Origin of the sequence: Micromonospora parathelypteridis (genome assembly GCF_014201145.1) — a bacterium.
Lineage (GTDB): Bacteria > Actinomycetota > Actinomycetes > Mycobacteriales > Micromonosporaceae > Micromonospora > Micromonospora parathelypteridis.
On sequence record NZ_JACHDP010000001.1, the window covers coordinates 1587869 to 1608731 of the forward strand.

Annotated in this window: 18 protein-coding genes, 1 tRNA gene and 1 pseudogene; 9 read left to right on the forward strand and 11 right to left on the reverse strand. The window is 71.1% G+C overall.

Annotation, left to right across the window (positions count from 1 at the left end; all coding sequences use genetic code 11):
• Positions 1-2: 2 nt before the first annotated feature.
• Entirely contained in the window at positions 3-2102 is a 2100-nt protein-coding gene (locus HNR20_RS06680) for a DUF1800 domain-containing protein (RefSeq protein ID WP_184177389.1), read from the reverse strand.
• A gap of 431 nt (positions 2103-2533) precedes the next feature.
• On the opposite strand from HNR20_RS06680, the gene HNR20_RS06685 reads away from it, so the two are divergent.
• Positions 2534-2791: a DUF3040 domain-containing protein gene (locus HNR20_RS06685; protein WP_110565672.1), complete on the forward strand. Its 258-nt coding sequence runs from the start codon at positions 2534-2536 to the stop codon at positions 2789-2791.
• 4 nt (positions 2792-2795) lie between these two features.
• Here HNR20_RS06685 and HNR20_RS06690 read toward each other — a convergent pair whose 3' ends face one another.
• Together HNR20_RS06690 and HNR20_RS06695 are read right to left on the reverse strand one after the other, a co-directional pair.
• Entirely contained in the window at positions 2796-3701 is a 906-nt protein-coding gene (locus HNR20_RS06690; RefSeq protein WP_184177391.1) for an SWIM zinc finger family protein, read from the reverse strand.
• Positions 3698-6499: pseudogene (locus tag HNR20_RS06695) on the reverse strand (DEAD/DEAH box helicase); the annotation flags it as partial. The pseudogene HNR20_RS06695 and the gene HNR20_RS06690, both read right to left, overlap by 4 nt.
• A gap of 861 nt (positions 6500-7360) precedes the next feature.
• Between HNR20_RS06695 and HNR20_RS06700 the strand changes: the two are divergent.
• On the forward strand, positions 7361-8233 hold the full coding sequence (locus tag HNR20_RS06700) for a carbohydrate kinase family protein (protein WP_184177393.1): 873 nt from the start codon (positions 7361-7363) through the stop codon (positions 8231-8233).
• A 12-nt stretch (positions 8234-8245) separates the two neighbouring features.
• Here HNR20_RS06700 and HNR20_RS06705 read toward each other — a convergent pair whose 3' ends face one another.
• Complete coding sequence (locus HNR20_RS06705) at positions 8246-8764, reverse strand: DinB family protein (RefSeq protein WP_184177395.1); 519 nt, start codon at positions 8762-8764, stop codon at positions 8246-8248.
• Between the two features lie 82 nt (positions 8765-8846).
• On the opposite strand from HNR20_RS06705, the gene HNR20_RS06710 reads away from it, so the two are divergent.
• Positions 8847-9053 carry a DUF8847 domain-containing protein gene (locus HNR20_RS06710; RefSeq protein ID WP_110565668.1) on the forward strand — a complete coding sequence of 69 codons (207 nt, stop codon included), beginning with the start codon at positions 8847-8849 and terminating at the stop codon, positions 9051-9053.
• Positions 9054-9061: 8 nt separating this feature from the next.
• Here the strand turns inward: HNR20_RS06710 and HNR20_RS06715 are convergent, their stop codons facing one another.
• On the reverse strand, positions 9062-10204 hold the full coding sequence (locus tag HNR20_RS06715; RefSeq protein ID WP_184177397.1) for a polysaccharide pyruvyl transferase family protein: 1143 nt from the start codon (positions 10202-10204) through the stop codon (positions 9062-9064).
• Positions 10205-10305: 101 nt separating this feature from the next.
• Positions 10306-10785 carry a GNAT family N-acetyltransferase gene (locus HNR20_RS06720; RefSeq protein ID WP_184177399.1) on the reverse strand — a complete coding sequence of 160 codons (480 nt, stop codon included), beginning with the start codon at positions 10783-10785 and terminating at the stop codon, positions 10306-10308.
• Between the two features lie 223 nt (positions 10786-11008).
• On the opposite strand from HNR20_RS06720, the gene HNR20_RS06725 reads away from it, so the two are divergent.
• Positions 11009-11944: a phosphotransferase gene (locus HNR20_RS06725; RefSeq protein WP_184177401.1), complete on the forward strand. Its 936-nt coding sequence runs from the start codon at positions 11009-11011 to the stop codon at positions 11942-11944.
• A 24-nt stretch (positions 11945-11968) separates the two neighbouring features.
• Here HNR20_RS06725 and HNR20_RS06730 read toward each other — a convergent pair whose 3' ends face one another.
• Positions 11969-12598 carry an HAD-IA family hydrolase gene (locus HNR20_RS06730; protein WP_184177403.1) on the reverse strand — a complete coding sequence of 210 codons (630 nt, stop codon included), beginning with the start codon at positions 12596-12598 and terminating at the stop codon, positions 11969-11971.
• Positions 12599-12727: 129 nt separating this feature from the next.
• On the opposite strand from HNR20_RS06730, the gene HNR20_RS06735 reads away from it, so the two are divergent.
• A complete protein-coding gene (locus HNR20_RS06735; protein WP_184177405.1) occupies positions 12728-13471 on the forward strand; it encodes an SDR family NAD(P)-dependent oxidoreductase in 744 nt (247 codons plus the stop codon).
• Between the two features lie 316 nt (positions 13472-13787).
• On the opposite strand, the gene HNR20_RS06740 is transcribed toward HNR20_RS06735, so the two are convergent.
• The gene (locus tag HNR20_RS06740; RefSeq protein ID WP_184177407.1) at positions 13788-14276 is read right to left on the reverse strand and encodes a hypothetical protein; all 489 of its coding nucleotides are present in this window, start codon (positions 14274-14276) and stop codon (positions 13788-13790) included.
• 126 nt (positions 14277-14402) lie between these two features.
• On the opposite strand from HNR20_RS06740, the gene HNR20_RS06745 reads away from it, so the two are divergent.
• The 4 genes from HNR20_RS06745 (at position 14403) to HNR20_RS06760 (ending at position 19638) form a co-directional block, all read left to right on the forward strand.
• Complete coding sequence (locus HNR20_RS06745) at positions 14403-15173, forward strand: IclR family transcriptional regulator (protein WP_184177409.1); 771 nt, start codon at positions 14403-14405, stop codon at positions 15171-15173.
• A 274-nt stretch (positions 15174-15447) separates the two neighbouring features.
• Positions 15448-16881: an extracellular solute-binding protein gene (locus HNR20_RS06750; RefSeq protein ID WP_260321791.1), complete on the forward strand. Its 1434-nt coding sequence runs from the start codon at positions 15448-15450 to the stop codon at positions 16879-16881.
• Positions 16882-17006: 125 nt separating this feature from the next.
• On the forward strand, positions 17007-18914 hold the full coding sequence (locus tag HNR20_RS06755) for an ABC transporter permease (RefSeq protein ID WP_229687210.1): 1908 nt from the start codon (positions 17007-17009) through the stop codon (positions 18912-18914).
• A gap of 64 nt (positions 18915-18978) precedes the next feature.
• Positions 18979-19638 (forward strand): MSMEG_1061 family FMN-dependent PPOX-type flavoprotein, encoded by a 660-nt coding sequence (locus tag HNR20_RS06760; RefSeq protein WP_184177413.1) that lies wholly within the window; start codon positions 18979-18981, stop codon positions 19636-19638.
• A gap of 58 nt (positions 19639-19696) precedes the next feature.
• Here HNR20_RS06760 and HNR20_RS06765 read toward each other — a convergent pair.
• From HNR20_RS06765 to HNR20_RS06775, 3 genes are all read right to left on the reverse strand, one after another.
• A tRNA-Val gene (locus HNR20_RS06765) sits at positions 19697-19768 on the reverse strand.
• 75 nt (positions 19769-19843) lie between these two features.
• Positions 19844-20308 (reverse strand): peroxiredoxin, encoded by a 465-nt coding sequence (locus HNR20_RS06770; RefSeq protein WP_184177415.1) that lies wholly within the window; start codon positions 20306-20308, stop codon positions 19844-19846.
• Between the two features lie 87 nt (positions 20309-20395).
• Entirely contained in the window at positions 20396-20833 is a 438-nt protein-coding gene (locus HNR20_RS06775; RefSeq protein ID WP_110565654.1) for a DUF3052 domain-containing protein, read from the reverse strand.
• Between the last annotated feature and the right edge of the window lie 30 nt (positions 20834-20863).

Genomic DNA, 20863 nt, shown 5'->3' on the forward strand with positions numbered 1-20863 from the left:
CCTCACCGGAGGTGGTGCTGGGGGGAAGCGAGGATCGCCCGCGCGACGGCGGTGATGGCCCCGTTGAATTTGGCGTCGACCTTGGCGGTCGCCGGCACGCCGGCCACGCCGAGGATCAGGTTCTTCTCCCGCGCGCTCAGCTTCTGACCCACCAGCCGCTGGGAGAGGGCGTCCACGTACGCCCCGGCGGTGGCCGGCGGCTTGGCGACCAGCTTCTCCGGAGCCGTGTACGTGAAGGTGGTGCGGTAGCCGGCGAGGAGCTCGCCCGCCTCGTTCCAGCCGTTGACCATGGTGCCGGCCGACGTCCAGGCGACGTAGACGTCCGGGTAGCCGTCCGGGGTGGGCTGACCCATCGGGAAGTGGCCCAGCTCGCGCAGCTTGTCGTGGATCTGCCGCAGGCCCCGGGCGTACGGGGTGCGCTTGTTGTCGCCGTTGTTGTGCTTCGGCGACGCTTCCGGCGAGACGCCCAGGATGCGGTACGTGGCGACCAGGTACTCCATCGGCCGACGCACCTTCTGGCCCACACCGGCCCAGAACTCGGTGGAGCAGAAGAGCGCCATCAGCACCGGCTTGATCAGGCCGTTGTTGGTGGTGTAGATCTTGGCCAGCCGGTCCACCAGGGACTTCGGCGGGGTGTCCGAGACGAACCGCGTCGCCAGGCTCTGCGCGACGTACTTCGCGGTCGACGGGTGCTTCGCGATGTAGGTGATGTACGCGTCGATCGCCGCGTCGGCCTTCTTCGGGTCCGCCGAGTTGTTCGCGTGGGTGAAGCCGAGGATCTTCACCTTGCCGACGTAGTGCTGCTCGGGCTTGAAGACGTACTTGCCGTCCTTGTCGATGCCGCGGCCCGTCTGCAGCATGGCCGCCTGCCGGACGTCCTGCTCCTCGTAACCACCGTCGACGCCGACCGAGTAGAGCTCGAGGTTCTCCCGGGCGAGGTTCTCGTTGATCGCGTCCTTGCGCGAGTCCTTCTGGTTCAGGTAGATCAGCAGCGCGGGGTGCTTGTTCGCGGCGACCAGCATCTCCGGGTAGCTGCCCAGCGCGTGCTTGCGCACGACGTCCTGGTCGAACGAGTTGCGGTAGACCTCGCCGCCGTCGAAGTCGGCGGCGACGTGCAGGAAGTCGTTCCAGAAGTCGACCATCACCTCGAACAGCTGGCGGTTGGACCAGATCTGCCGGGCGACGGTCGCGTCGACCATCTCCCGCTCGGGCTGGGCGCCCTGGTCGTTGAGCTGGTCGCGCTGGGCGCGCAACTGCTGCGTGTTGAGCTTCAGGGTGGGCAGCTCGGCGAGCTTCAGCTCGGCCTTGCTCGGCTCGATCTTCTCCGGGGCCAGCTGGGCGCGGATCCAGGCGTCGATGCCCTGATTCTTGATGTCGGCGATCACCGCGGGCGTCGGCCCGAAGGTGGCCCGCCGGGCCAGGTGCAGGATCGGGTCCTTGGCCAGCACGGTCTTGACGGTCACCTGGGTCGCCGCCGCGGCGGCGGCCGGACCGGACAGGGTCCGTCCACCGGCCGGCGCGTTCTTCTTCAGCGCCTCGCCGGCCCGGGAGCCCATGTAGCTCTCGTTCTGCTCGGTGTAGGTGCGCACCGTGCTGGGCTGCTGGCCGCTGGGCCGCGCCGCGGTGCCGTCGGTCACCGTGCTGCCGGTCGCGTCGCCGGCCACGGCCTCGTCGCCGAACAGGCCGCGGAGCTGCGGGGTCATGGCGAGCGCCGCGCCACCGGCGACGACGGCAGCGGTGCCGCCGAGGGCGACCATGGCCTTGCGCCGGCCGACCTTGCGACCGGGCTCGTCGTCATCGTCCAGAGTGGGGAGTCCGGTGCCGGCCGGCCGCGTCGGGGCCGGACGGCCGAGACCCTCCGGGCCGACCCACTGCGGGCCGCGCGGGCCGGGGGCGGGGTGTCCGGCGTGCGCGTACCCGTCGCCGTACTGCTCGCGCGGGTCGGCCTGCGCCGGGTAGCCGCCCTGGTAGGGGTTAGGCGAGTCGTACCCGTAGGGCGCGGACGCGTTGGGGTCGCCGTAACCGTCCGCGCTGTGGTGCTGGCGTCCGTCCCAACCGCGGTCGTCCCGCGGTCGACGTGGTGGCACATTCTGGTCGGCCATGTACCAATCCCGATTTCTGATGAGCGCCGAAAGCTGCGACCGGGCAGGTGCGGCAGGTGCGGCGACTGTTGCCTGAGGGGGTTGCTACGGCAAGGTAACCAAGGCCCCAGGTGCCTTCAAGGTGGGCTGAACACCCTCGTGGGGGCACTTAAGACAGCGCTCAGTGCGACATCGGGGGGAGGCGGCGGACCGGAGGCATCCACGGACCTTCCCAGCAGGGCGTACGCGCGGCAGCCGGGTACGGATCGGACCACGACGCCGTACGCGACACGTTCCGCGTCGTTCACCACCACAGGCAAACTTAAGGTTCAGGTAAGCCGGACATGAAGTGCCCTCGCGTCGAGGAAAAGTAGCGGCAGCGGGCGAGCGTGAGCCACCACCGCAGCGGGTATGCCGCCGAACCGCTGAACGCGTGAGGGGAAGGCAGCGCCATGCTCAGCAAAGAGGATCAGCGCAGGTTCGACCAGATCACCCGTCAGCTCCGGGAAAGTGACCCGGCCTTCTTCGCCCGGCTGGACCACCGGGTCCGGGCCCGAAGGGGCCGCTACCTGATGTTGTTGACCATCGTGCTGTGGGCGTCGCTGCCGGCGATAGCCGTGTTCGCCGGTCGACTGACCGGCGCGATCTGCGCGGTGGTGCTGGTGGCCAACGCCGCGATCATGTGGCGGTTCCGCCGCCGCTGGACGTGACGGCTCACCGATCGGCCGGGCCGAACGCCCGGTACGCGCGGCGCAGCCGTTCGAGCAGTCCCGGCCCGCCGATGGCTGGCGCTGGCGCTCCCAACTGGCGCAGCAGCAGGTCGGGGCCGGTCACCAGCCGGGGCGGCCGATCGGGCAGCGGCACCGGCGGCAACCAGAACCGGTCCGCCGACTCGGCCAGCGGGGTCGCCGACAGCCCGGCGAGCGCGCGGGCCGCACCGAGCGGCGCGACGTCCACTGCGGACATCTCGTCGTCCGGTTCGGACGGTGGGGCGACCAGGGCCGGTGACAGAGCGGCGCCGGTGGCCTCGACCCGCCGCGCGCGAAGCTCGTCGAGCAGCTCGGCGCGGGACCGGCCACGCCAGTGCAGCAGCTCGAACGGGTCCGCGTCGAACGCCTCGGCCAGCAGGTAGAACGTCGCCGCGAGGTGTTTGCACGGCACCGCGAAGTCGGGGCAGTTGCACCGCTGGGTCAGCTCGTCCACCCCGGCCGGGAAGAGCGGCGCGCCAGCGGCGACGAACAGCTCCTCCAACTCGTCGGGGAGGTCCCCGGCGAGCAGGCGGGCGCTGAAGAAGGCCTGCCCGGCCAACTCCGCCTCGATGCGGGACCAGAGCGCGGCCGGGAACGGCTGCAGCCCGATGGACACCTGGTACGGCTGCGGCCGGGAACCCTGCACCACCGCACTGACCCGTCCGGGCGCGATGTCGAGGGTGAGCACCTGACCGGCCCGCGCGTACGACCGCCCCCGGGTCAGCCGGGTGCCGAGCGCGAACGACTCCAGCACCTCCAGGAACCGCCGGGACCACCAGGACCGGCCGATCGCACCCCGGGCGCTGCGCGCCCGCAGCCCCCCGTCGACGCGGCGGGGACGCCCGTAGTCGGCGAAACGATCGGTGCTCACTCGACCACCGCGCCGGCCTCCAGGGCGAACAGGTCACGCAACTGGCCGGTGGACAACTCGGTGATCCACTGCTCGCCGGTGCCGACCACCCGCTCGGCCAGGCTGCGCTTGTCGGCGATCATCGCGGCCACCTTCTCCTCCACCGTGCCGGCGCAGACGAACTTGCGGACCTGCACCCGTCGGCTCTGCCCGATCCGGAACGCACGGTCGGTGGCCTGGTCCTCCACCGCCGGGTTCCACCACCGGTCCACGTGCACCACGTGATTGGCGGCGGTCAGGGTGAGCCCGGTGCCACCGGCCTTGAGGGAGAGGACGAACAGCGGCGGGCCCTCCGCCGACTGGAAGCGCTGCACCATGGCGTCCCGCTCGGCCTTGCCCAGGCCGCCGTGCAGGAACAGCACCTCCCGACCGAACCGCGCCGACAGGTGACCGCGCAGCATCGCGCCGAACTCGGCGTACTGGGTGAACAGCAGAGCCCGCTCCCCCGCCGCCAGCACCTCCTCCAGGATCTCGGTCAGCCGGGCCAGCTTGCCGGACCGGCCCTCCAGCGGCGAGCCGTCGCGCAGCAGCTGGGCCGGGTGGTTGCAGACCTGCTTGAGCCGGGTCATGGTGGCCAGCACCAGACCGCGTCGTTCGATGCCGTCGCTGGTCTCGATCCGGGCGAGCATGTCGTCGACCACCACCCGGTAGAGGGCGGCCTGCTCGGCGGTGAGGTTGCAGAGCACCTCCATCTCGAGCTTCTCCGGCAGGTCCGAGATGATCGACGAGTCGGTCTTGAGTCGGCGCAACACGAACGGGCCGGTGATCCGGCGTAGCCGCTCGGCGGCCTCGGCGTCGCCGTTCCGTTCGATCGGCTCGGCGAACCGTTTGCGGAACGTCGCAGCCGGCCCGAGCAGGCCCGGGTTGGCGAACTGCATGATCGACCAAAGGTCGGCGAGCCGGTTCTCCACCGGCGTACCGGTCACCGCCACCCGCTGCCGCGCGGGCAGGGCACGGACCGCCTCGGCCTGCCGGGTCGACGCGTTCTTGATCGCCTGCGCCTCGTCCACCACCACCCGGTGCCAGTCGATGCCGGCCAGGTCGGCGGCATCGCGGGCCGCCACCGAGTAGGTGGTGAGGACCAGGTCCGCGGCGTGCGCGGCCGCGGTGAACTCCGCCCCCCGCGCCCGCTCCGCACCATGGTGTACGTGCACACGCAACCCCGGGGTGAACCGCGCTGCCTCCCGCTGCCAGTTGCCGACCAGCGACATCGGACAGACCAGCAGGGTCGGTCCGGCCTCGGGCGGGTCCCCGGCGAGCAGCGCGAGCAGCTGCACCGTCTTGCCCAACCCCATGTCGTCGGCGAGCACGCCACCCAGGCCGAGCGAGCGCAGGAAGGCCAGCCAGGCCAACCCCCGCTGCTGGTACGGCCGCAGCGTCCCCCGAAAGCCCGGCGGCGGGTCCAACGGGGTGAGCCGTCGCTCGACCGCACCGGCGAGCAGGTCGCCCAGCGCCCCGTCGGCGGTCACCTCCAGCACGGGCAACGCCCCGGTGGCCTCGCCGTCGGCCAGCCCGAGGCGGAGCAGATCGACGACGGTCAGCTCGCCTGCGGAGCGGAGCAGGCGCAGACCGGCGGCGAGCCGCCCCGGATCCAGCTCCACCCACCGACCGCGTAGACGCACCAGCGGGGTCTTCATCTCGGCCAGCGCCGCCAACTCCTCGGCGGACAGCGGCTGGTCACCGAGTGCGATCTCCCAGCGGTAGTCGACCAGAGCGTCCAGACCAACACCCGCGTCGGTGCCACCCACCGTGCCCGGCGCGGTGCGGCTACGGGCCCGCAACCGGGCGCCGAGCCGCGCCGACCGACGCTGCCACCAGGACGGCAACAGCACCCCGAACCCGGCCGCGTGCAGCACCGGAGCACCCTCGCTGAGGAAGCGGTGCGCTCCCTCGACGTCCAGTTCCATCACCTCGGGGGCGGCGGTACGCAGCGCGGCGTCCAGGTCCGGCCAGAGCCGGCTGGCCCGGCCCAACTCGGCGAGCAGCGTCTCCTGCGGGCTGGCCGCACGGCCGGCCAGGCCGGAGAGCGTCTGCGGCGCCCGCCAGACCTGCCCGGCGTCCACGTGCAGACCGGGTTCGTCCGCCGCCTGCAACCCGAACTCGAGCCGCCAACGCCCGCCCCCAGCCGACTCGACCGGCACAGTGTCGGCCAGCGGGTTGGTGTCGGCCAGCGGACTGGTGTCGGTCAGCGGGTTGGTGTCGCCCGGCATCGGGCGGGTGGCCAGGATCGGCTCGGTGACCTCGTCGGGGGCTGGTTCCACCAAGCGGAAACTTGCCCGCACCGGGCCGCCAGCGGCGTCGCGCTGCCAGGCGTCCAGCTCGGCGTGAAGGGTGGCCAGCGCGGCCGCGTCGACGGTGAAATCGCGCTGGGGGCCGGCGAGCGCGGCCAACCAGGCCGGAGCCGGGCCACCGGGCCGCAGCCCTCGGGCCAGCGTGGTGGTCGCCAGAGCCGCACGCGCGGCGGCATCGGTCAGCGCGTCGAGCGCATCCGCGACCAGCGCGGCGGCGGTCAACTCGGTCCCGCCCGGACCAGTGGCCGCCGCGACGGTGGTCGCTGAGGTGGTGCTCGCCGAGGCGGTAGCTGCTGACGCGGTGGCCGCCGGGACCGTAGTCGCTGAGGCGGCGGTCGGGGTGGGCTGCACAGCGGGGACGGCCAGCGAGACGGCGGCGGCTCGGGCGGCTGGTGGCAGGGCCAGCGCGAGCGACCGCGCCCAGCCGGCGTCGGTGCCGGTCAGCAGCGGACGCCAGACAGCCCGCGCCAACACCGGTTCGCCAGCGCCCGCCAGCGCCGTGGCGGTAGCGCCCACCGGTGCCGTGGCGGTAGCGCCCGCCAGCGCCGTGGCGGTAGCGCCCACCGGCGCCGGTTCACCAGCGCCCACCGGCACCGTCGCGGCAACGCCGGGCTGCCGGGAATCCGCGGTCGTGCTGACGCCGGGGAGTACGCGGCCACGGGTCACCAGGTCGGCGGCGAAGTCGGCCAGCTCGGCGAGGTGGCGCAGGGTGGCCCCGGCCACAGCCGGGAGTTCTTCCAGGTTGCGCAGCAGCGACAGTGCGTCGTCCGGGGCGTACACCAGCACGGGCACCCGCCACCCGGCCAGGGTGAGCCGGCCGCGGGTCGGGGGTGCGACGGCGGTCCGGATCAGCTCGGGTGAGTCGGTCGGCGCGCCCGCCCGGGTGGGCAGGGTGAGCAGCACGGTGTCCGGGCGGGCCGGTTCGGCGGTGTCGGCGAGGACGGCGGCCAGGTCGGCGTGCCCGGCGGCGAAGGGGTGTGAGCGTTCCCGGGGCGGTCGACCGGACCGGGCCGGCGGGGGCGGCGCGGCGCTGTCCTCGGCCCAGACGGCGAGGCCGGCGGTCGAGCCGTCGCCGGGCAGCCACAGCCCGTGGATGACCAGCACCTGCTCCCCCTCGTCGCCGCCCGCGCCCAGGATAGGCGGCCCCACCGGTCAACAACCCGCACCCACCAACCAACACACCCCGCCCCCCGCGAGCACTCGACGCGATCTTGCAGTTGGTGTCGGTGTTTTCGGCTGGATGTGCCTTATGCCGGGACAGAAAGTGCAAGATCGCGGGACGAGACGAGGGGCAGAGCGGGGAGGGACGGTGGGTTAGCGTCGGTTTCCATGGTCGACCTACTGGTCATTGGCGGGCTTGGGGTGGATGTGCGGGTCCGGGTGCCGGCGCTGCCGCTGCCGGCCGCCGACTCGCACACCGTCGAGCCGATCGAGCTGCGCATCGGCAACACCGGCGCCGGGGTGGCGTTGGCCGGCCGGGCGCTCGGCCTGCGGGTACGCGTCGTGGACACCCTTGGCGCGGACCCGGCCGGCGATCTCGTCCGGGCGGCGCTCAGCCGGGCCGGGGTGCCGGCGGTGCTGGTCGAGGACCGGAACGGCACCCGGCGATCGGTGAACCTGGTGGACCCGGGCGGACGACGCACGTCGCTCTACGATCCGCGTCCGTGGCGGGGCAGCCCACCGTTCCCGCCAACGGAGGTGGCCGAACTGGTCCGGGACGCCCGGCACGTACACCTCTCGATCATGGATTGGATGGTGCCGCTGCTGCCCGCCGTGCGGGCCGCCCTCCCGGCGGGCGTGGCGCTCTCCACCGACCTGCACGACTGGGACGGCGAGAACCCCTACCATCGGCCGTTCGCCGAGGTCGCCGACCTGGTCCTGGTGAGTGGGGTACGGCTGGCCGAGCGGGCCGCGGCCCTCGCCGGCACGCTGGCGCCCCGGACGGTGGTGGTCACCCGGGCCTCGGACGGCGCGGAGCTCTACCCCGGTGACGGCACGCAGGTGCCGGTGCCACCCGCCGCCCCGCCGGGGCCGGTGGTCGACAGCAACGGCGCGGGCGACGCCTTCGCGGCCGGGCTGGTCGCCGCTCGGCTACGTGGCGAGCCACTCCCGAAGGCGGCCCGTTACGCGGCTCGGGTTGCCGCCGCGGCCTGCACGCACGACGGCATGGAGTATCCGCCGGGCCTGTTGCCCACGACGTGAGACCGTGGCGGCTCAGAACGCGCCGGAGTCGCCGTCGGTCAACTCCCGCAGGATGTCGGCGTGACCGGCGTGCCGCGCCGTCTCCTCGATCATGTGCACCAGGATCCAGCGCAGCGACACCTCACCGAGCTGCGGGTGCGGCACCACGTGGTCGAGGTCGAAGCCCGCGGCGGCTGCCCGGGACCGTGCGCAGGCCCGCTCGTACGCCTCGGTGAGGCGGGCGACGGTGTCCTGCTCACCAAGCGTGAAGCTCGCCACCGCGTCCTCCTCCGAGGTCAGGTAGACGTCGCCGGGCTCGGGGGCCAGCAGGGTCGGGAACCAGTTCCGCTCGACCAGGGTCAGGTGCTTGACCAGCCCGGCGAGCGTGGTCGACGAGGGCACCAGCCGCCGGCCGGCGTCGGCGTCGGAGAGACCGCGCAGCTTGCGCAGCAGCACGGCTCGGTGGAAGTCGAGGAACGACTCCAGCACGGCGCGTTCGTCGCCGGTGCGGGCGAGCACCGGGCCGAGCGTCGGATCGATCGTCTGCTCCATCTGCCGACCCTAGCCACCGGTCGGGTCTCCTGCTGCCCCGCTATCCGCTGCGGGCGGGCGGCCCGACGGGCAGGATGGGCGCATGGCTTCATCCGTGCAGATCCTTCTCGTCGGCGGCACGGCGGACGGGCAGACCATCACCGTCGAACTCGACAGCAACGGCCGCCCGCCGCTGACCCACCATCACCTCGGCCCGGGTGGGCTGGCCGAGGCGCAGATCTACGAGTTGGAGACCGCCCGGGAAGAGGCCCGTGAGTGGCACTACCGGTGGACCGGCCCCGCGGTGTGAACGCCCGCTCAGACCCGGGTGAGGGTCTGGCTGCGCAGGCCTTCCAACACGCCACGGGTGACCTCCGAGGTGCCCCGCGCCTGCTCGCACACCTCCGCCACCCGCCGGGCGGTGGCCTCGGCGCGTTGCTCCCGCTCGTCCCACAGCCGGTCGACCTCGGCCAGTAGCGGCCCCTCGACCTCCCGCTCCACGCCGCGCAGCGCCGGCACGCCGAGCCGCTGGGCCAGGTCGAAGACCTTGCCGGCGTACGGCAGCGGCAGGAACGGTGTGCCGACCATCGCCGCGAAGATCAGGAAGTGCAGGCGCATGCCGACGGCCAGGTCGAAGTGGCGCATCAGCCCGAGTACCTGCTGCGGGGTGTAGGTGCCGTGCAGGATTCGACCCCGATCAGCGGCGACCATGTGTGAGAGCACTCCGTGGGCGTGCCGGATGTCGTCGCGTTCCATCGGCACGAACAGCACGTACGCGTCGATCCGGTGCACCAGGAAGTCACCGATCTGGGCCAGCAGACGGTGGTAACCGTCCACGTCGAGCCGTTCGGCGGCCCGCCCCGGCTCCCGCACGCTTATCCCGACCAGCCGCTTACCGACCGGCACCCCCTCCTCGGCCAGCAGGTGGGCCGGGAATTCCTCCGGTTGCAACAGGAACGCCGGGTCCGCGGTGACCGTGATCGGGTTGAGCAGGCCGGCTTCCTCCAGCACCATCCGGGACTCCTGGTCGCGAACCGTCACCTGGGTCGCGCCGGACAGAGTCTCCCGGACCATGCCGGTGTCCACCCCGTCGCTGAGCGGCCCGACCCCCACCGCGTACGTGATCAGGGGCAGGCCACGCTCCTGGGCGACCCGGACGACCCGCAGGTAACGGCGTGCCTCCCGGTCGTAGAGGATGCCGCCGCCGCCCAGGATGAGCAGGTCGAGCTGGGCAAGGACCAGGGCGGAGTCGGTGCGGCTGACGCCCTCCCAGGGCACCGCCTCGACGTCCGGGTGGGCGGCCCTGGTGTGCTCCGGGTTGCGGGAGAAGACGATGATCCGGGCATTCGGTTCCTGCGTGCGCAGATCGGTGAGCAGGCCGGTGAGGATCGCCTCGTCGCCGAGGTTTCGCCCACCGTACGAGCCGAGCACACCGATGGTCAGTCCGGCACCGTGCGTCATCCGTCGCTCCTCCCCAGGTGCGGTCCGCGCCGGTTTCCCGCTGGGCAGGTGAACAGTCCTGCCCGGGGTCCCGTGCGGGCCACGCTCGCCGGGTTGCCGGCTCAGCCCACCGGGTCGACCCGCTTCGCCATCTGCTGCGAGGTGACCTCGAAGCCCAGACTCCGGTAGAGCCCGATCGCGACGGTGTTCGTGCCGAAGACGTTCAGACCCAGCTCGGGCACCTTGAGTTGGGCGAGTTCCGCCTCGATGAGCTGGATCATCCGCCGTGCGTACCCGCGTCCCCGGTGCGCCGGGTGCACCTCGATGTTGTGGATCCAGGCCTGCCGCGAGACGGTCGCCTTCGGCAGGGTCACCCAGATCCAACCGACCTCGGTGTCGTCGACCCGGCCCACCCGCAGCAGCGCCCCCTCGGTCGCCACGCCCGCCGGCAGCAGCTCCCCCAGCTGGTCGATCGACCGCTCCCGGGCCGCCTCCGGAGTCAGCCCCCGGTGCACCACCAGATCCTCGGCGTACGCCCGCTCCAGCGACTCGAGCAACCGGGCCAGCTCCGGCCCCTTCATCGGCGTCAACGTCAACTCCACCGTGTCTCCCCTCTGCCGTCGCCGCGACGAGTGCAGCAGATCCAACCCGCACACGCCACCCGGTTCCCCGGTCCCCCTCTCACCCCCTCGCTCCCCAACCCCGCGATCATGAGGTTGGGGGCCGCGCCGAGAGCAAACCGCCCGTCAACCTCATGATCGCCGGGGTGAGCCAGGGTGGGGGAAATTGGTTGTCCGGCGGGGTGGGGCAGGGCACGGTGGGCGGATGGTGGAGCGGACTGCGGGCAGGATCGGGTGGGCGGACCTGCCGGAGCGCGTCCGGACGTCGGTACAGCAGATCATCGGCGATCGGGTCGTCGAGGCGGTGTCCCAGCCGGGCGGCTACTCGCCGGGCACCGCCGATCGGGTCCGCACCGTGACCGGCTTGCGGGCGTTCGTCAAGGCGATCAGCCCGGCGCAGAACCCGGACAGCCCGAGCATGCACCGCGCGGAGGCCCGCACCGCCGCCGCGCTGCCGGCCTCGGTGCCGACGCCCCGGCTGCTGGGTTGCCACGACGACGGCGAATGGGTGGCGCTGGTCTTCTCTGACGTGGACGGTCGGCACCCGGCCACCCCGTGGAGGGCCGACGAGCTCACCCTTGTGCTGAACGCCCTGGAGGTGATGGCCACCGAGCTCACCCCGAGCCCGGTGGCGCACGTGCCAACCGCCGCCGAGCTGCTGGCCCAGGACTTCGCCGGCTGGCACCGGATCGCCGCCAACCCGCCGGACCTGCTGGATCCCTGGGCCCGGGAGCACCTGGACCAGCTGCGTGCCGCCGCCGAGCGGGGCATCGCCGCGCTGACCGGTGACACCCTCTGCCACGTGGACGTACGCGCCGACAACCTGCTGCTCGACGCCACCGGCACGGTCAACGTGGTCGACTGGCCGTGGGCGTGCCGAGGGCCGGCCTGGCTGGACACCGCGCTGTTGCTGGTCAACGTCCGGCTGCACGGTGGGCACGACACGGAGGCGCTGCTGCGCCGCCTACCCCTCACCACCGAGGTCGACCCGATCGAGCTCACCGGGGTGTACGCCGGGTTGGCCGGCTACTTCGCCGACAGCGCTCGGCGCCCGCCGCCGCCCGGGATCCCCACCGTCCGCGCCTTTCAGCAGGCCCAGGCCGACGCCCTGCTCCCCTGGCTGGCCGCCCGCCTCCGCTGACCCCGCCGTCGACCCACTGATTGGTCAGCGTGCGGTCGACGCCGACCCCAGGTGGCGCGCCAGCTGCGTCAGGTCGTCGAGGCGCAGGTCGCCGTCGAGCCCCTTCAGCGCGGCGGTCATCGCGCCGGCCGCTCGCCCGGCCTGCAGGCCGACCTCGGCGTCCTCGACGACCAGGCACCGTGCCGCGGGCACGTCCAGCAGGGCGGCGGCCCGCCGGTAACCCTCCGGGTCCGGTTTGCCGACACGAACGTCCTCCACCGTGACCAGCACGGGCGCAACGATGCCGGCGGCACCGAGCCGAGCCTCGGCCAACCGGGCGTCAGCGCTGGTCACCACCGCCCACGGCAGCCCCAACCGAGCCAGCGTGGTCAGCAGCTCGTACGCCCCGGGAGTGGCCCGTACGTCGGACAGGTCGTCGTACTGCAACGCGAGCTGCCGAGCCGCGGCAGCGGCGACCGTGGCGTCGTCGAGCGCGGGCAGCAGTCGACGAATGGTCGCCTCAGCGGGGCTGCCATGGGCGATCGCCAACGCCGCTGCGGGGTCGACGCCGTACTCGGCGGACCAGCGTTCCCAGGCCCGCTCCACGGCGGCGTCGGAGTCGACCAGGGTGCCATCCATGTCGAACAGCACCGCGCCAATGCCTGCCAGTTCCACGACCACGCTCCTCGAAACAATCGCGCCACGAGGATAAGGCGCAGCCGGCGGGTATCGGACGTGAGAGTGGGAGCGAGGGGTCCGATTGCCGCCAGACGGGGAGGTCGGGGCGGCCACATGATCATTGGCATGACGACGACACTCAACGACAAGGTCGCCCTGGTGACCGGGGGTTCCCGGGGTATCGGGGCCGGCATCGCACTGCGCCTGGCCGAGGACGGGGCCGACGTGGCGCTGACCTACCGGCAGGACGCCGAGCGGGCCGCGACCGTGGTGAAGCAGATCGAGGCCATGGGTCGACGGGCGCTGGCCATCCAGGCCGACGGCGCCGACCCGACCGCCGTACGGGGTGCGGTCGACCGGGCGGCCGCCGACCTGGGTCGGCTGGACATCCTGGTGAACAACGCGGCGGTCTTCCTGGTCGGCGCCATCGACGAGCTCGGCTCGGCAGACGTGGAGCAGACGATCGCGGTGAACATCCGGGCACCGTACGTCGCCGTGCAGGCGGCGCTGCGGCACCTGGGCGACGGCGGACGGATCATCAGTATCGGCAGCAACGTCGGTGAACGGGCGGTCTTTCCCGGGCTGACGCTCTACTCGATGAGCAAGACCGCTCTGGTCGGGCTGACCCGGGGCCTGGCCCGCGAGCTGGGCCCACGGGACATCACCGTCAACCTGGTCAACCCCGGGCCGACCGACACGGACGCCAATCCGGCGGACGGGCCGAACGCGGCGGCCATCAGCGGATTCACCGCCGTCGGCCGCTACGCTCGCCCCGCCGACATCGCGGCCACCGTCGCGCACCTGGCCAGCCCCGAGGCCTGCTACGTGACCGGTGCCGTGATCAATGTGGACGGCGGTTTCACCAGCTGAGGAATCCGGGCGGCGTCGCCACCACATCCGGCGCCGCCCGGGCCCGGCTCGATGCTCGGCGCACGCCCTGACGGCGCGTACAGCTCGTCGTAGCCAGGCACCGCGACGGTGACGGTGTCCTGCACCCGCCCATCATGACGCTTACGTGGGGTGGGCCTGGCGTCCCCGTCGATCGTTGGCAGCTGAGCAACCCGACACGCCGAGCGTTCCCCTGCTGAGCTGCCAGCGATCGCTCCTGCCGATCAGCGCGGCGGGTCCCACCGGTCTTTTACGCGAGAGTCGCGCGCTGGCGGTCCAGGGCCGGTCCAGGTGCCTTTCAGCCGAGGTCGTGTTCCTCCAGCCCTCGCATGATCAGCATCTGCATCGACCCGAACCCGTAGAGGTCCGCATCGGATGACAGGTCCGCCACCTCGCGGAGCACCGGTTCGACGTCGATCCCGCACTCGCGGGCTCGGTTGCACAGCCACCAGATCGTCATCAGCTCGTCGCGCGGGTCGGCGCCTTGATCCATCGCGGAGACATGGACAAGTCGGCGGCGGAACTCTCCTTCCGAATTCCAGGCCCTCGGCAGGTGAGCAGCCCAGCGGAAGGACGGGTACGCCCGAAAGATGTCTCGGACCTCCTCGCGAGTCGGCGAACCGCCGGTCTCGTACGCGTCCAACAGCGCATCGAGCGCGGCAGCCGCCTCGGCCGCCACCCCGGCTTCTTCCATTGGCGGCCGCGCCTGCCGCAGCTCGGCCATCGCGTTCGGATCACTCAGATCGACCGGGCGCTCTGCGATGTCTCGCAACAGATCGTCGATCACGGCGACATCCACACGGACTGCGGCAAGATCCATGCCGTCATTGTGCTACTGCGACGACGTCCGCGTCTCATCGGCGGAGATCGGAGATCATTGACACGAGTCCGGCACTTCGAATGGACTGTCGACATGCCCCGTGTGGTACCGGCGGTCATCCGCGCACTCGACGTCCTCGAACTGTTCCTGGACCACCATCAACTGTCGGCCCGCCAGGTGATGGAGCGGCTCGACCTGCCCCGCACCACCGTCCACGAACTGCTCGTCACACTCGAGGCTCGCTCGTACCTGATCTCCGTCCCGGGCCAGCCGGTGCAGTATCGGCTCGGCATGCCGCTGTTCCAACTGGGCGCGGCGTTCGCCGGCCGACTTGACCTGGTCCGCGAGGCGCAGGGCGTGGTGCGGGACGTGGCCGCCGGGTGCGACGAGGCGGTCCACGTGGCCGTGCTCGACGGCGCCGATGTCATCTACCTCGTCAAGTTCGACAGCACGCACCCCGTTCGGATGGTCTCCGCGGTCGGGCGGCGGCTGCCAGCCCACTGCACGGCGGTCGGCAAGATCCTGCTGTCGAGCCTCGATCAGGCGGGCCTGGACGCCGTCCTGACGAAGGGCGCCCTGCCGGGCATGACGCCGGACAGCATCACCGACCCGGAGCGCCTTCGTGCACATCTCGAACATGTCCGGGCGGAGAGCGTCGCGGTCGACATCGGCGAGTCCGACAGTGCCATGCGCTGCGTCGCCGCGGCGGTCCGAGACCATTCCGGCGCGACGATCGCCGCGATGAGCCTGTCCGCGCCGATCATTCGCTGGACCCCCCAGGCGCACGTGGAGTGGACCCGGCTCATCCGCGAGGGAGCGGCCACGCTGTCCACCCGGATGGGCTACCGGGCCCAGCCTCGATAGCCGGTGTGCCGGTTCGGACCGAAACAACATCGAAACATTGACATTCTTCAGCGTCTTGCTCTAGCGTCGCGTCCACTCCATACGGTATTTCGAACTCTGTTCGAAATCTCGAACGGCGGTGGCCCGTGACCGGACCGGAAACCGGACGTCGCCAGGACGAAGCGCGTGGGAACGAACTTCCGACGGTGCTGGGCACGAACTGACCCGTCGCCACCGTGGCAACCCCACCAACTCTGACGACGAGCAAGCGAACGCACTGAGTTGAAGGAGGCGAATGTCCATGGAGAACCCGGCATGGTCCCGGCGCGGCTTCCTGGGGATGGGGGTGGGGGTGCTCGGCGCAGCCGGTCTGGCCGCGTGTGGGGGCAACTCCGAATCGCCCACCAGGGTGCAGCCGGAGGTTCCGCAGGAGCTGGTCGACGCCGCGGCGGCGTTGAAGGGCTCCGCAATGGGGATGCTGTCGCAGAAGCTGTACTCGACGGCGGCGAACGAAGCCCTCGACAGCTCGATCAAGAAGTTCGCCGACACCACCGGAACGAAGATCGAGAACAGTCTGGTCCAGGCCGACGCCGGTGATGTGGTGGCCAAGATCGACGCCGAGGTCAAGGGCGGGGTGGCGCGTGACCTGGCGTTCATGACCGACTCGCGGTTCGTCGCGCAGTTTCAGGCGCTGGGTGACCTGGAGGACGTGACGGACGTCGTCACGGCGCTGACGGCCAAGTACGGCGAACCCTGCGCCGAGGCCAAGAACTTCTGCGTCTTCGACGGCAAGTGGTTCGCCATCCCGTACCACTTCATCGGGATCGGGTCGTTCCTGCGCAAGGACTGGATGCAGGACAAGGGCATCTCCCCCAAGGACGTCTACAGCTGGGAGGAGCTGCGGGATCTGTGCCTGGCGATCTCCGACCCGACCAAACGCCGGTTCGGCTGGGGCATGACGGTCAATCGGTCCGGTGACGGCAACGGCATGATCGAGGCACTGATCAACGCCTACGGCGGGTCGATCGCCTCCAACGACGGCCGGAAGGTCACGTTCGACTCCCCCGAGACGGTGCAGGCGGTGACCTTCCTCGGCGACATCTACACCAATCCCAGGTACAAGCCGATGCTGCCGCCCGGGGTGGCGAGCTGGACCGACACCAGCAACAACGAGAACTGGCTCGCCGGGGTCCTCGGCTACACCCGCAACCAGTTCAGCGTCTACGCGGACTCCAGGACCAAGAAGAACCCGGTGTACGCGAACACCCACGTGTTCTCCGACTGCATCGGTCCGGCAACCAACAACCCCCTGCTGCTCGGCCAGTCGCAGGGTTTCGTTGTCTTCAAGGGCGCCAAGAACCCCGCGCTCGCCAAGCTCCTGGCCCAGTACCTGGTCAGCGCGCCCGCGCTGCTCGGAGTGGCGAAGGAGGCACCCGGCCTCGTCATGCCCGCCTGGGAGAAGGTCTGGGACGCCGACCCTTTCTTCACCAGCGGCGACCCGGCGTTCCCCATGCTGCGCAGGATCACGCAACTGTCGCTGCCGCTGTCCACGAAGAACGGACTGGCCTTCCCGCAGAAGGCCAGCGCGGGCCAGCAGGCCGTCGGCGCGGCCTACGTCCTCACCGACATGATGCAGCAGGTCGTACAAGGAACTGCGCCGGCGCAGGCCGTGACGACCGCCCACGCGAAGATGGTGCAGATCTTCAACCAGCAGGGGCTGCCGCAGTGAGGTCGGTCCGTCCTGCGCGGGTCCCGGCGGCGAAGAACAGCCCGCCGCCGGGACCTGGCTCTCTCACGGCAACGCAGCGGCGGCTGGGGCGTGACTGGCGGCTGGCGGCACTGTTCCTGGCACCCATGGCGGTGCTGGTCGGCAGTCTCGTCCTCGTGCCGATCGCCCGTTCGATCGTCACCAGCACCACCGAACGGCACGGGCAGGACACCGTGTTCGTCGGCCTGGACAACTACCTCGCCCTCGTCGGCGACGACCAGTTCCACACGGGCGTGGTGAACTCGTTCGTCTTCACCGCGTACGCCGAGATTTTCAAGGTGGTGTTGGGGCTGTCCGCGGCCCTGCTGCTGCACCACCGACGCCGTGGGCGGGCCGTGCTGGCCGGGTTGCTCCTGGTGCCGTGGGTCGTGCCGACGGTGGTGACGGCGTTCAGTTGGCGCTCGTTGCTCGACCCGATCTTCGGCAGCGTCAACACCCTGCTCACCGCCTCGGGGATCGGGCCGCTGCTGGTCAGCGCACACCTGGTCGACAGTTGGCCCGCGGGCTGGCTGTCCGATCCGTCGCTGGCCATGCCGTCGGTGATCCTCGTCAACGTCTGGAAGGGGGTGCCGTTCTTCACCGTGTGCTTCCTCGCGGGGTTGAAGGCCATCCCGACGGACCTGTACGAGGCGGCGACCATCGACGGCGCCTCGGCGTGGCAGCGGTTCGCGAACGTGACGCTGCCCGGACTGCGCCACGTGATCACCGTGACGGTGACCCTGTCGTCGATCTGGACGTTCAACAACTTCGACCTCGTCTGGTTGCTGACGCAGGGCGGCCCGGGCGACGTGACCGCGCCGTACGTGCTCATCGCCTACTCGAAGGCGATCCTGCAGTTGCAGTACGGCGCCGGGGCGGCGGTCACGCTCGTCATGCTGCCGATCATCGGCGGGCTGGTGTTCGTCCTGGTCCGGTTGTTGCGCCAGGACACCGGCAGCAAGCTGCCCCGGCGACGCCGGGCAACGCGGTGGATCAGGATGGCGCGGTGGGCCGCAACGGCGCGGAAGGCGCTGCCGTGGGTCGTCGCCGCGGTGGTCACCGGTCTGCTGGCCTGGGCATCGCCCCAGATCTTCTGGAAGGCGGCGGTGGTCCTCGGGGTGATTCTGCTGGTCGCGGCGGCGGTCGGCCGGGTCGTCTCGGCCCTCCAGTCCCGAGGCGGCCGCCGGTCGTCGTCCCTGGTGTCGGGCCTGGGTTCCGGTGTCGCACTGGCCGGGTTGCTCTTCTTCGTGCTGGGCCCGCTGTACTGGATCGCCGTCACGGCCTTCAAGTCCGAGGGTCAGGTCGTCATGCGCACCAGCGACCTGTGGCCAACGCCGTGGACCCTGGAGCAGTTCGGTGCCCTGTTCGACAACCAGCCGTTCGGCCGCTGGTACCTCAACACCCTGCTGGTGTCCGCGGCGTCCACCGCGGTGGCACTGGTGTGCGCCGCCCTGGCGGGCTACGCGCTGGCCCGGCTGCGGTTCCGCGGGGCGCAGGGCTTCACCGTCACGGTGCTGCTCACCTACGTGATGCCGGGCGCGCTGCTGTTCATCCCGCTGTACCAGATGCTCATCGGCGCGCGGCTCACCGACTCGTTGTGGTCCCTGGTGGTCACGTACCCGACCTTCACGCTTCCGTTCGCCACCTGGCTGCTGGTGGGTTACTTCTCGTCGATCCCCATCGAGTTGGAGGAGGCCGCGCTGGTCGACGGCTGCACCCGCGTCCAGGCGTTCGGCCGGGTGGTGCTGCCCCTTGCCAAGCCAGGGCTGCTGGCGGTCGCGCTCTTCACCCTGACCAATGCCTGGAACGAATTCCTCTTCGCCTTCGTGTTCATCACGAAGGACGAGTACAAGACCCTTCCCGTGGGGATGCAATCGATGATCGCCGGGGACGTCGTGCCGCAAGGACAACTCGCCGCGGCGTCGCTACTCGTCAGCATCCCCGTGGTGATCATGTACGCCCTCGGGCAGCGCTTCCTGACCGAGGGGCTCACCGCGGGCGCGGTGAAGGGCTGATCCGGTGCAGGTGCGAAATTCTGGTCATGTCGTCAGCCAGGGTCCGTCCGTTAGGGTCGGCGGCATGACGCCAGCGATTGCCACCAGTGCCTTCGACTCGCTGCGCCTCGACGCCGTGCCGGATCAGGAGGCGCTGCGCCGGGCCTACGAACTCCCCAGCGACGCGGCCGTACGGAAGCAGATGACCGAACTCACCGAGCAGACCCGGCGGTTGATCGGCTGCTCGTCGCTGGTCCTGGTCGCCAGCGTGGACGCCGAGGGCAACTGTGACGTCTCCCCGCGCGGCGGCCCCGCCGGGTTCGTCGCGGTCCTGGACGAACGGACGGTGGCGATACCGGACGCGACCGGCAACAAGCGTCTGGACACCCTGCAGAACGTCATCGCCACCGGGCGGGCCGCGCTGCTGTTCGTCATCCCGGGGCGCACCACGACGCTCCGGGTGAACGGCCGGGCCTGCGTCTCCACTCGTCCCGAGCTGCTGTCGCAGCTGACCGCCGTGGGCAAGCCACCGGCCAGTGCGCTCGTGCTGGGGATCGACGAGGTCTACCCGCACTGCCCCAAGGCGCTGCTGCGCGGCGGGGCCTGGAAGCCCGAGCAGTGGCTGCCGGCCGACGCCCAGCCGACCTCGGCCGAGGTGACGCTCGCCCAGTTGCGGATGCCGGAGCTGACGATCGCTGACATCGAGCAGTCGGAGGCGGACTCGCTGAAGTACCGGTACGAATGACGGGACGCACAGCGACTGTGCGAGCAATGCGGGCCCCCGACGTGGTCGGAGGGGGTTGTGGGCGCGGCAGGTTTCGAACCTGCGACCCCCCGCTTGTAAGGCGGGTGCTCTCCCACTGAGCTACGCGCCCGGATCGCCGTGCGGCGGGCCGGTGGCTGGCAAGCTTACCCTGCTCGCCGCCGGCCCGAGCGCACGGCGTACCCGGTCAGCTGGTCGCTTCGGCGATGGCCTTGCGCCAGCCCTGCTGGTCGCGGGCCTCGCCCGGGCCGTTCATCTCGGCGAAGCGGACCACACCGGTCTTGTCGATGACGAAGGTGCCCCGGTTGGCGAAGCCGGCGACGTCGTTGAAGACCCCGTACGCCTGGGCGACGGCACCGTGTGGCCAGAAGTCGGCCAGCATGGGGAACTGGTAGCCCTCACGGTCGGCCCAGATCTTGTGGCTGTAGACCGAGTCGACGCTGACCGTCAGCACCTGGACGTCGTCGTTCACGTACTCGCCGAGGTTGTCCCGCACCTCGCACAGCTCGCCCTGGCAGGTGCCGGTGAAGGCGAGCGGGTAGAAGACCAGCAGCACGGTGCGCTTGCCCCGGAAGCCCGACAGCCGGACCTCCTGGTTGTTCTGGTCCTTCAGGACGAAGTCGGGTGCTTCCGCACCAACCTCGATGGGCATGCGAGATCTCCTCGGGTCGAGTCAGGCTGAACAGCGCCAAGCTGCCACCCGGCAGTGCGGACCGCCGGGCGGGCAATGCGGCGCGGGCTACTTCTTGGCCTTGGCCCCTCGGCGCAGCACCAGCCGTGCGCCGCTCCAGTCCCGGCCGGCGTTGACGGTCGAGGTCTGCTGAAGGCCGGCCGTGGGCGCGGACTCCGCGACCTCGCTCGGCTCGACGTGCCCGTCACGCCCCGCCTTGGGGGTGAGTAGCCACACGACCCCGTTGTCGGCCAGCGGGCCGAGGGCATCGACGAGAAGCTCGAAAAGGTCACCGTCGCCGTCGCGGTACCAAACCAGCACCGCATCGACGACCTCGTCGGTGTCCTCGTCGACCAGCTCTCCACAGCGGTCGGTCAGGGCGTCCCGGAGATCCTGGTCGACGTCATCGTCGTACCCCATCTCCATGACGACCATCCCCGGTTCGATGCCGAACCGGTCCGCCAGGCTGCGTACCCCGTCGGCGGCCTGACCAGCGGTCGCGCTCACTGTCGCGTGCCTCCTCATCTCGTCCCTGCT

Excerpts from the sequence above, each read along its gene's own strand:
- HNR20_RS06700 (WP_184177393.1), top strand. The coding sequence starts at position 7,361 with ATGGTCGACCTACTGGTCATTGGCGGGCTTGGGGTGGATGTGCGGGTC.
- HNR20_RS06685 (WP_110565672.1), top strand. The coding sequence starts at position 2,534 with ATGCTCAGCAAAGAGGATCAGCGCAGGTTCGACCAGATCACCCGTCAG.
- HNR20_RS06715 (WP_184177397.1), bottom strand. The coding sequence starts at position 10,204 with ATGACGCACGGTGCCGGACTGACCATCGGTGTGCTCGGCTCGTACGGT.
- HNR20_RS06710 (WP_110565668.1), top strand. The coding sequence starts at position 8,847 with ATGGCTTCATCCGTGCAGATCCTTCTCGTCGGCGGCACGGCGGACGGG.
- HNR20_RS06725 (WP_184177401.1), top strand. The coding sequence starts at position 11,009 with ATGGTGGAGCGGACTGCGGGCAGGATCGGGTGGGCGGACCTGCCGGAG.
- HNR20_RS06735 (WP_184177405.1), top strand. The coding sequence starts at position 12,728 with ATGACGACGACACTCAACGACAAGGTCGCCCTGGTGACCGGGGGTTCC.
- HNR20_RS06755 (WP_229687210.1), top strand. The coding sequence starts at position 17,007 with ATGGCGGTGCTGGTCGGCAGTCTCGTCCTCGTGCCGATCGCCCGTTCG.
- HNR20_RS06770 (WP_184177415.1), bottom strand. The coding sequence starts at position 20,308 with ATGCCCATCGAGGTTGGTGCGGAAGCACCCGACTTCGTCCTGAAGGAC.
- HNR20_RS06760 (WP_184177413.1), top strand. The coding sequence starts at position 18,979 with ATGACGCCAGCGATTGCCACCAGTGCCTTCGACTCGCTGCGCCTCGAC.
- HNR20_RS06680 (WP_184177389.1), bottom strand. The coding sequence starts at position 2,102 with ATGGCCGACCAGAATGTGCCACCACGTCGACCGCGGGACGACCGCGGT.
- HNR20_RS06750 (WP_260321791.1), top strand. The coding sequence starts at position 15,448 with ATGTCCATGGAGAACCCGGCATGGTCCCGGCGCGGCTTCCTGGGGATG.
- HNR20_RS06705 (WP_184177395.1), bottom strand. The coding sequence starts at position 8,764 with ATGGAGCAGACGATCGATCCGACGCTCGGCCCGGTGCTCGCCCGCACC.
- HNR20_RS06745 (WP_184177409.1), top strand. The coding sequence starts at position 14,403 with ATGCCCCGTGTGGTACCGGCGGTCATCCGCGCACTCGACGTCCTCGAA.